We start from the raw sequence: 9,799 nt of genomic DNA on the forward strand, positions 1-9,799 counted from the left end.
AGAGCCGCCGTTACTCGGGAATTACAGCGCCCGCCCGAGCCGCCCGCCCGAGCCGCCCGATCGGGCCGCGGCCCGGCCGCCGGGCCCGCGCGAGGACACCGCTCGCCGCCTTCCCGGAAACGGCAACAAAGATTGTTCGGGTTTCGGGTGGGCCGCACTCTGGCGGTGGAGGTGATCGCCATGACCGGCGCCCACAAGGAAGACACTGCCCGAATCTCGTACGACGTGATCGTGATAGGCGGCGGGGCGGGTGGGCTCAACGCCGCGCTCGTGCTCGCGCGGGCGCGGCGCACTGTCGCCGTCGTCGACGCCGGGGAGCCCCGTAACGCTCCCTCGGCCCATATGCACAGCTTCCTCTCGCGTGACGGTGTGTCACCGCTGACCGTGCTGGAGACCGGACGCGCGGAGATCGCGCGCTACGGAGCCATCCGGATCGAGGGGCGGGTGGATCAGGTGCAGCCCCGCGACGAGGGCGGCTACGTGGTGCTGCTCGACGGTGGCGCGTCGCTCGACGCGCGGCACGTCGTGCTGGCCACGGGGCTGCGCGACGACCTGCCCGAGATCCCCGGTGTGCGGGCGATGTGGGGCGAGGACGTGCACTTCTGCCCCTACTGCCACGGCTATGAGGTACGCGACGAGAAGATCGTCGTCCTCGGCGTGCACCCGGCCTCCGCCGGCCAGGCGCTGCTGCTGCGGCAGTGGTCGCACGACGTCGTGTACGCGACGCACGACCGGCCGCTCACCGACGAGGAGCGCGAGCGCATGGACGCGCGCGGTGTCGAGGTGGTCGACGGGCGGGTGTCGTCGCTGCTGAGCAAGGACGGGCGGCTGCACGGGGTGGAGTTCGTCGACGGGCGCACGGTGGCGTGCGCGGGCGTGTTCCTGTTCCCGAAGATGACCCCGAACGACTCGGCCTTCGACGGCCTCGGCTGTGCCCGCGACGAGCAGGGCTGGCTGGTCACCGACGGCGCCGGGCGCACCAGCCGACCCGGTCTCTGGGCCGTCGGCAATGTGGTGGACCCGCGCGCCCAGGCCGTCACGGCGGCGGGCATGGGGGCGGCGGCCGCGTTCGCGCTCAACCACGACCTGGTGGACGAGGAGATCGAGCGCGATCTCGCCGCGCACCGGGCCGCCGCGGGCCGAGTCTCCGACGCGGGGGAGCCGGTGTCCGCGCTCTGATCTCCCGCTTCCCCCGGCGTCCGTCCCCCCGCGCCGCCTCCGTTCCCCGCCCGTCTCCGACTCAGTCGTCGGAGGCGGGCGTTCGGCGTGTCGGCCGGGCGCGGACGTGCATCCGCTCGCCCTGGCGCCCGAAGAGGCTGAGCACCTCGACCGGACCCTGCCCGGTGCTGCCGAACCAGTGCGGCAGCCGGGTGTCGAACTCGGCCACCTCACCCGGGTCGAGGACGATGTCGTGGTCGGCGAGCACGATCCGGAGCCGCCCGGAGAGCACGTACAGCCACTCGTATCCCTCGTGGGTGCACAGCTCCGGGGTGTCGCGGCTCGCCGGCAGCACCATCTTGTAGCTCTGCAGCGGGCCTGGCTGCCGGGTCAGCGGCAGCACCGTGTTGCCGTTCACCGCGTGCGGCTTGAGCCGGACCCTCGGGTCGCCCACGTCGGGGGCGCCGACCAGTTCGTCGATCGGGACCTGGTGGGCCTGGGCGATGGGCAGCAGCAGTTCCAGACTGGGGCGGCGCTGGCCGGCCTCCAGACGCGAGAGCGTGCTCTTGGAGATGCCGGTGACCTCGGACAGGGCGGCGAGGGTGACACCGCGTGCGGTGCGCAGTCGCTTGAGTCGGGGACCGACGGCGGACAGGGCCTGGGCGATGGACGAGGGCTGATCCACGCCGTCATTAGATCCATCCGTTCCGGAATCCGCAAAGAGAGGTGCTGTTTTCGGACGCCGCGGCGCGCGCCCCCGCAGCTGCGCGCAGACGCGTGCGCCCCGCCCCCGCACACGTCGGGGCGGGGCGGGGCACACGGCGGACGTCAGAGGCCCAGCGAACGGCCGATCAGCTCCTTCATCACCTCCGTCGTCCCGCCGTAGATGGTCTGCACCCGGCTGTTGACCCACTCGCGGGAGATCGCGCTCTCCTTGAGATAGCCGAAGCCGCCGTGGATCTGGAGGCAGCGGTTGGCGATGTCCACCTGGAGCTCCGTCGTCCACCACTTCACCTTCGCGGCGTCGGTCACCGACAGGCGGCCCGCGTTGAGTTCGGCGACGCAGTGGTCGAGGAACACCCGGGCGACGGTCAGTTCCGTGTCCATGGTGGCGAGTTGGAACCGGTTGTGCTGGAAGCTGCCGATGGACTGCCCGAAGGCCTCGCGGGTCCGCGCGTACTCCAGGGTGTCGGCGAGCATCCGCTCCGCCGCGCCCACCGCCACGGTCGCGATGCTGAGCCGCTCCCGGGGCATGCCGGCCATCATGTAGGCCAGCCCGGCGTTCTCCTTGCCGAGCAGGTTCTCGGCCGGCACCCGGCAGTCGTCGAAGAACAGCTCGCAGGTGTCGCTGGCGTGCCAGCCCAGCTTCTCCATGCGCCGGCCCCGGGTGAAGCCGGGTGTGCCGCGCTCCACCACGAGGAGACTGATCCCCTGGGCGCCGCGCTCGGGGGCGGTCTTGACGGCGACCACGACGACGTCGGCGTTCTCGCCGTTGGTGATGAAGGTCTTCTGCCCGTTGAGGACGTAGGAGTCCCCGTCACGCAGGGCGGTGGTACGGATGTCGGCGACGTTGGAGCCCGCGTCGGGCTCGCTCATCGCGATGGCCGCGACCAGCTCGCCCGCGCACAGTCCGGGCAGCCAGCGTTTGCGCTGCTCCTCGGTGGTCCGCTCGGCGAGGTACGTGGCGATGACGTCGTTGTGCGCCACGAAGCCGGGTGCGGTGGCCCGCGCCCACATGATCTCCTGCGAGAACACCGCCGGATAGCGGTAGTCGGGCTCCCCGCCCCCTCCGTACGCGGGGTCGACGCCGATGCCGAGGAGTCCGGCCCGTCCGGCCGCGCGCCACACCTCGCGGTCGACGATGCCGTCCCGCTCCCAGCGGGCGTGATGCGGCAGGACCTCCCGGGTCAGGAACTCCCGGCAGGTGTCCCGGAACTGCTCGTGCTCCGGCCCGTACCGCGGCGCCGGGCGGCTGCCTCTGTTCGGTGCCACGACTCACCCCTCCCCGGGTCCGGTGTCGTCGCCGATGATCGTCAGCGTCCCCTCGGGACGCTGGACGGCGGCGAAGTGGCCGCCGTCGATCTCCACCCGGCGGACCGGGGCGGAGCTGTGCCCGGACCACGGCCAGACCTTCTCCGGCGGGGCGTGCACGTCCTCGCGGGCGGCGATCAGGGTGAGCGGGAAGTCCACCCGAAGCGCCGAGGCCTCCCGGGCGAACTCGGCCCGTACGCAGTCGTCCTCGCGGAGCATCCGCAGCAGGATCCGGCTCATCGTCGGTTCCGCCAGGACCGCGGCGGGGGTCCCGCCGTCGGCCGCCGTACGGGCGAGGAGTTCCTCGTCCGGGACGGCGGCCAGCAGCGCACCGGGGCGCTGGAGCGCCGGCGGCACCGCGCCGGACAGCACCGCCCGCACCGGCGCGAGGCCGGTCTGCCGGGCGACGTGGGCGGCCACGGCGAGGCTCATCGTGGCGCCGAAGCTGTGCCCGAACGTCGCCCAGCGCAGCCCCGGGGAGCGTTCGCGCTCGGTGAGCAGGTCCGCCATCACCTCCTCGGCCATGGCCCGTACGAGTCCGTGGTAGCCGACGGCCTTGCGCTCCCGGCGGCGCGCGCCGCGGCCCGGTGCGTCCACGCCCCGGATCCGCAGCTTCGGTTCGCCGAGCGGCTGCCAGCCGCGGTAGACCTGCGAGGTCGCCCCGGCGTGCGGGAAACAGTAGAGCCGCACCGGAGGGCCGGTGACAGGGTGCACGGTCATTCCTCCATGCTCCGGGCCAGCTTCTCGGCCAGCATCAGGGTGGTCAGATTGGTCGGTGCGCTGGGGATGGCGGGGAACAGCGACGCGTCGGCGATCCGCAGGTTCTCGGTGCCGTACACCCGGCCCTCCTGGTCGGCGACGGCGTACGGATCGGTGTCCGGGCCCATCCGGCACGAACCGGAGGCGTGCCAGCCGGGGTTCATGATGTGCCGGACCCCGCTGCGCACCACGCCGTCGTTGGCGATCATCCGGTCGCTCCAGAACTGGGTGCGGGGCAGCCGGTCGGAGAGTCCCGGGGAGCGCAGGAAGCTCCAGGCCCTGCGGACGCCGTGGCAGAGCCTCTCGATGTCCTCGGGGTCGGTGCCGAGGCCGATCTCGATGGCCGGCGCGGCGGTCGGGTCGGCGTCGGTGAGGAAGACCCGGCCGCGGGAGCGGGGGCGCATCAGCATCACGGAGAGACCGACGACCAGGGGCCAGCCGAGGCGGTCGACGAAACCGGGGATGGTGTGGCTCTCGACGTTGTTGAGGAGCCCCATCTGGATGTCGACGTCCTCGTCGAAGCCGCTGCTCATCCGGGCGGCGACCTGGCGCCAGGGCAGCCCCGCCGTGCAGACGCCGTCGGCGGGCCGGGACCAGATGACGACGGACGGGTGGTCCACCAGGTCGCGGCCCACGCCGGGCAGGTCGGCCACCGGGTCGATGCCGAGGGCGGCCAGCAGGGCGGGGTCGCCGACGCCGGAGCGCTGGAGGACGAGGGGGGTGCCGACGGCCCCGGCGGTGAGGATCACGTTCCGGGCGCGGACGGTGTCGAGCCGGCCGTCCCGTTCGGTCTCCACGCCGACGGCCCGGTTCCGGTGCTTCGGGTCGAACAGCACCCGGGTGACCCGGACGCCGGGACGCACATGGAGGTGGGGCAGCTCGCGGGAGCCGGCGAGGAAGGCGGTGCCGGCGTCGATCCGTTCGCCGTCGACCGTGTTGCCCGGGATCGGGCCGACGCCGGCCTCGTCCCCGGCGTTGAGATCGGGGAGGTCCCCGACGCCCTGCCGGTTGCACTCCTCCCAGAACGCGGCGTCCAGCTGGTGCACGTCCGCGCGCGGGGTACGCCTGATGGGCAGCGGTCCGCTGTCGCCGTGCAGCCGCCCGGGGAAGTCGGCGTCGTTCTCGATGGCCCGGTAGAACGGCAGGACCCGCTCCCAGGACCAGTCGGGATTGCCCTGGGCCGCCCAGGTGGCGAAGTCACGGGGCAGCCCGCGCAGGGCGATGGCTCCGTTGACGGCGGAGCCGCCGCCGATGACCTTGCCGAGCTGGTACGGGAAGCGTTCCCACAGGGCGCGGGCCGGGGTTCCGGTGCCGTCACCGCCCTTGATCAGGTCCTCCAGGCGGCCGCTGGTGCGGAGGTTGGCCCGGTAGTCCCAGTTGAAGCCGGCGAGCACGAGCCGGCCGGCGTCGGCCAGCGGGTGGGAGCGGTCGCGGGGGCGCGGCTGGTCGGGGCCGGCCTCCAGGAGCAGCACCGTGCCGGTGCCGCGGGCGGCGAGCCGGGCGGCGACGAGGGCCCCCGCGGACCCGCCGCCGACGACGACGTGGTCCCACTCGGCGACGTCCGACGCGGACGCGCGGGAGGAAGGCGCGGGCGTGCGGGAGGAGGACGCGGGCGTGCGGGCCGGGGACGTGCCGGCGGAGGACGCGGGAGTGGGGGACGAAGGCGTGTCCGGGGAAGGGGAAGGTGTCGTGGTCACGCCGCGGACTCCTCGGCGGAGACGATCAGTTCGGCGAAGGAGGAGATCGACGCGTTCATGAAGAGGCCCTCGACCATCTCCTGCTCCATGTCCGCCTCGATGCCGAACTCGGTGCGCAGCACCGCGAGCAGGCCCACCGCGTGCAGCGAGTCGCCGCCGATGTCGAAGAAGCCCTCCTCGACGCCGAAGTCGCCGTGGCCGAGCTGCTGGGACCAGAGGGCGAAGAGCCGCTCCTCGACCCGGCCGCGCGGCGCGACCCGCGCGGTGGCCGTCTCGGTGTCGTCGTTCCACGGCGTCGGCAGCGCCTTGTGGTCGATCTTCCCGTTGGTGGTGATCGGCAGGGCGTCGAGGGTGAGGAAACGGCTGGGCACCATGTAGCCGGGCAGCAGGGCCGTGAGCGCCTCGCGCAGCTCGGCCGGGTCCGGCACGGCTCCGGCCTCGGGCACCACGTACGCGGCGATCTGCCGCTGCCCGGTGCGGGCGTGGGCGGGCGCGGTGACGAGGGCGGTGCGCACCTCGGGCCGGCGCAGCAGCGCGGCCTCGATCTCGCCGAGTTCGACGCGGTAGCCGTTGATCTTCACCTGGAAGTCCTCACGGCCGAGGATCTCGATGTCACCCCCGGGCAAATAGCGGCCGAGGTCGCCGGTCCGGTAGATCCGCTCTCCGGTGACGGGGTGGACCGGGAAGCGTTCGGCGGTGCGCTCGGGGTCGCCGAGGTAGCCCTGGGCCACGCCGGTGCCGCCGATGTGGATCTCGCCGGTGACCCCGACGGGCGACGGCTCCTGCCACTGGTTGAGGACGTGCATGGTCTGGTTGGCGAGGGGTTTGCCGTACGGGATGCTCGACCACTCGGGCCGGACGCTCTCGACGGGGTGGTGGATCGACCAGATGGAGCCCTCCGTCGCGCCGCCGAGGCTGATCACCCGCATCGCGGGAAGCTTCTCGCGGATCCGGTTCGGCAGGTCGACGGGAATCCAGTCGCCGCTGAGCAGGGCGAGGCGGAGCCGGCAGCCGCGCGGCACGTTTCCGTCGCCCAGTGAGTCGATCCACATCCGCATGGGCGCGGGCACGCTGTTCCAGATGGTCACGCCGTAGCGGCCGACGAGCTGGGACCAGTGGGCGAGGTCGTTGCCGCGCGCGGGGTCGGGGACGACGACGGTCCCGCCGGCGCCGAGGACGCCGAACAGGTCGTACACGGACAGGTCGAAGCCCGCGGGGGCGAGTGCCAGGGTCCGGTCGTCCGGGCCGACGTCGAAGCGCCGGTTGATGTCCTGGACGGTGTTGGCGGCGCTGCGGTGGGTGATCATCACACCCTTGGGCTCGCCGGTCGACCCCGATGTGAAGATGACGTACGCCAGGTCGTCGTGGCCCTGGCGGCGCTCGGGCGCCTCGGCCGGGCAGGCCAGGGTCTCCTCGTCCTCCGGGGTCGTCACGGTCACGTTGGGGGGCCAGCGCAACGAGTCCCGCAGCTCCGGATCGGTCACCACCGCACGCACCGAACAGCGGGCGAGCAGCTTCAGGCGCCGCTCCTCGGGCAGTTCGGGGTCGATGGCGACGTACGCGGCGCCGGTGTGCAGCACACCGAGCAGCGCGGCGAACTGGTCGGCGCCGGGCCGCATCGACACGGCGACGATCTCGTTCGGGCCCGCCCCGGGGGAGCGGAGCAGCCGATGGGCGATCCGGTGGGCGCTCTCGGTCAGCAGGCGGTACGTGGTCTCCCGGCCGGGCGTGATCACCGCGGGCGCGTCGGGGGCGCGCCGGGCCGCCTCGGCGACCAGTTCGTGCAGCAGGGCGGGCGGGATGTCCTGGGCGGTGGCATTGGCCCGGGCGCGCTCCTCGGCCTGCGCGGCCGGCAGCGGCACGATGCCGCGGGTGGCTTCCCAGAGCTCCGGCTCGTCGACGAGACGGTCGAGCAGCGTCGTGTACGCCGCGAACATCTCCTCCAGGGTGTCCTCGGGGAACAGCCCCTCGACGGCGTTCCAGTTGACCGAGAGCCGGCCGTCGAGTTCCAGGATCTGGTTCTCCAGCCACACCTGCGGTGTACGGCTGTGGTCGTGGACGAGCGGCCCGAAGGACTCCAGCCGTCCGGCACCGGGCGCACCGCTCCTGCCCGCTCCCGCGCCGAGCGTGCTGGAGAAGACCACGGGCATCGAGGCCCGGCCGTCGTCCCGGCGGCGGGCCAGGTCGCGCAGCACCCGGATACCGCCGTGGGTGGAGTGCGACAGATCCTCCAGGAGGCGCTGCTCCAGCGCACGGGCCCGCTGGAGGAAGCTTTCCTCGGGGTGGCCGCCGACGGCGAGCAGGCTCGGGTCGAGGAAGTTGCCGATGATCTCCTCGACCCGCGGGTGCAGGCCCAGGCGATGGAACTGGGTGACGGTGAGGGTGAACTCCTGCCGCCGCGACCAGGTGCGCAGGACCTCCGCGTAGGCGGCGAGCAGCACGCCCGACGCGGTCAGCCCGTGCCGTACGGCCGCTGCCCGCAGCGCTCCCCAGCGCGCGGGGGCGAGCTGCGCCCGGTGCCGTACGAAGCGCGGGGTGCCGAGCTGTTCGGGCGCGGTGGCCAGCGGAAGTTCGGGTGCGCCCGGCAGGGTGTCGAGGCGGTCCGCCCAGTAGGCGGCGGCCTCCCGGCCGAGGGCGTCCTCGCGCAGCTCCTCGCGGGCGAGGACGTAGTCGCGGAACGACAGCTCCGGCGGCTCGGGCCGCCACTCCGGCTCGTCGTAACATCGGCGCCATTCGTCCATGAACCGGTAGAGCCCGCGCATGTCCAGGAACAGCAGGTCCACGGCGACATGGAGGCGCAGCCGGTCGTCGTCGAGCCGGGTCGTCCTGATGTCGAGGAGCGGGGCCCGGTCCAACGGCAGCACCTGCTCGGTCAGTTCGCGGCGGATCCGCTCCAGTTCCGCCGTCCGCTCCGACGCGGGCAGGCCGCGCAGGTCCGTGCCGCGGATGACGTACGGGTCGAGCTCTGCCACGGCGAGGACACGCTGGGCCTGATCGGTCCCGGCCACCGTCCGCAGCGCCTCGTGGCGGGCGATCACGGCGCGCAGGGCCTCGGTCAGCCGGTCCGGGTCGAGGGCGGGACAGTCGAACTCCAGGTAGTACTGGCTGGAGATGCCGCCCAGCTCCAGGCCCCCCAGCCGGCCGATCAGATACGCCTGCTGGATGTCGGTCAGCGGAAAGGGGTCGTGCCGGTGCTCGGGCTGCGGCTTGAGCTCGAGGAGCCGGTCCTCGTCCAGACGGGGGTGGCCGACACCGCCGCGCAGCCTTGCGAAAAGATCCTCCATCGACGTCCGTCCCTTTTCTTCGGATGCCCTGACGGGCTTTCGAATTCCCTTGCGAGAAGTGACGTTAGGCAGTGGGGGCAAACGGTCTCAATACGGTGGGACCGTAGGGACGACCGAAGGATTTCGGTGCCTCGGGACCGCCGCCGGACCCCGGCCGGACTCCCGCTGGACCCGCTCTGGCCTGCGCGTCGGTGCCATTGACCGGCGGCGGGACGGCGGCGACATCATCGACGCATGGGAATTCGAAGCTCCCCGGGGACGACCGGGAAACGCATACTCGTCGGCGCCACCGGATCCATCGCGGCGGCCGGACTTCCGGCGTATGTCCAGGCGATGCGCCGGCGGATCGAGGGCAGTACGTTCACCGTTCTGCTGACCCACACGGCGACCTCGTTCATTTCCCCGGAGAGCCTCGCGCTCTTCGCCGAGCGGGTGGTGAGCGGGGAGTCCCCGGCGGACTGGCCGACCGACAAGCCCTCCCGGCTCGCCGGTGACCACGACATCCTCGCCGTGCTGCCGGCCACCGCCCACACACTCGCCTCGGCCGCCGCGGGCGCCGCGCCGAACCGGCTGCTCACGGTCGCGCTCTCGGTGGACTTTCCGGTGGTGTACTTCCCGGTGATGGGCGCGAGGATGTGGCACAAGCCGGCCGTGCAGCGGAACATCGCGCGGATCCGCGAGGACGGCGGGCTGGTCAACGAGCCCGAGTGGCACGACGGTTTCGACCCGACCACGGGAACGGCCAGCCGCCATCCGGCCCTGCCGGGGCCGGAGACGGTGGCCGCGGTGATCGAGGACCTCCTGGCCAAGCAGCTGCCCTCGTCCTGAGTCCACGCACGCGTCGGGGCCCCGCCGGATCCGGCGGGGCCC

At 72.9% G+C, this 9,799-nt stretch carries 7 protein-coding genes; 2 read left to right on the forward strand and 5 right to left on the reverse strand.

Annotation, left to right across the window (positions count from 1 at the left end):
• The first annotated feature begins 180 nt into the window (after positions 1–180).
• Complete coding sequence (locus IE311_RS17285; RefSeq protein WP_189832575.1) at positions 181–1,179, forward strand: NAD(P)/FAD-dependent oxidoreductase; 999 nt, start codon at positions 181–183, stop codon at positions 1,177–1,179.
• 61 nt (positions 1,180–1,240) lie between these two features.
• On the opposite strand, the gene IE311_RS17290 is transcribed toward IE311_RS17285, so the two are convergent.
• From IE311_RS17290 to IE311_RS17310, 5 genes are all read right to left on the reverse strand, one after another.
• A complete protein-coding gene (locus IE311_RS17290) occupies positions 1,241–1,843 on the reverse strand; it encodes a helix-turn-helix domain-containing protein (RefSeq protein WP_189832576.1) in 603 nt (200 codons plus the stop codon).
• 143 nt (positions 1,844–1,986) lie between these two features.
• On the reverse strand, positions 1,987–3,150 hold the full coding sequence (locus tag IE311_RS17295) for an acyl-CoA dehydrogenase family protein (protein ID WP_189832577.1): 1,164 nt from the start codon (positions 3,148–3,150) through the stop codon (positions 1,987–1,989).
• 3 nt (positions 3,151–3,153) lie between these two features.
• Entirely contained in the window at positions 3,154–3,909 is a 756-nt protein-coding gene (locus IE311_RS17300) for a thioesterase II family protein (protein ID WP_229901970.1), read from the reverse strand.
• Positions 3,906–5,645: a GMC family oxidoreductase gene (locus IE311_RS17305; RefSeq protein ID WP_189832578.1), complete on the reverse strand. Its 1,740-nt coding sequence runs from the start codon at positions 5,643–5,645 to the stop codon at positions 3,906–3,908. The genes IE311_RS17300 and IE311_RS17305 overlap by 4 nt, the downstream gene beginning before the upstream one ends.
• The gene (locus tag IE311_RS17310; protein WP_189832579.1) at positions 5,642–8,929 is read right to left on the reverse strand and encodes a non-ribosomal peptide synthetase; all 3,288 of its coding nucleotides are present in this window, start codon (positions 8,927–8,929) and stop codon (positions 5,642–5,644) included. The genes IE311_RS17305 and IE311_RS17310 overlap by 4 nt, the downstream gene beginning before the upstream one ends.
• Before the next feature lie 234 nt (positions 8,930–9,163).
• Between IE311_RS17310 and IE311_RS17315 the strand changes: the two genes are divergently transcribed.
• On the forward strand, positions 9,164–9,757 hold the full coding sequence (locus IE311_RS17315; RefSeq protein ID WP_189832580.1) for a flavoprotein: 594 nt from the start codon (positions 9,164–9,166) through the stop codon (positions 9,755–9,757).
• The last annotated feature ends 42 nt before the right edge of the window (positions 9,758–9,799 follow it).

The sequence above is a fragment of the Streptomyces zaomyceticus genome, assembly GCF_014656215.1.
Classification (GTDB): domain Bacteria; phylum Actinomycetota; class Actinomycetes; order Streptomycetales; family Streptomycetaceae; genus Streptomyces; species Streptomyces zaomyceticus.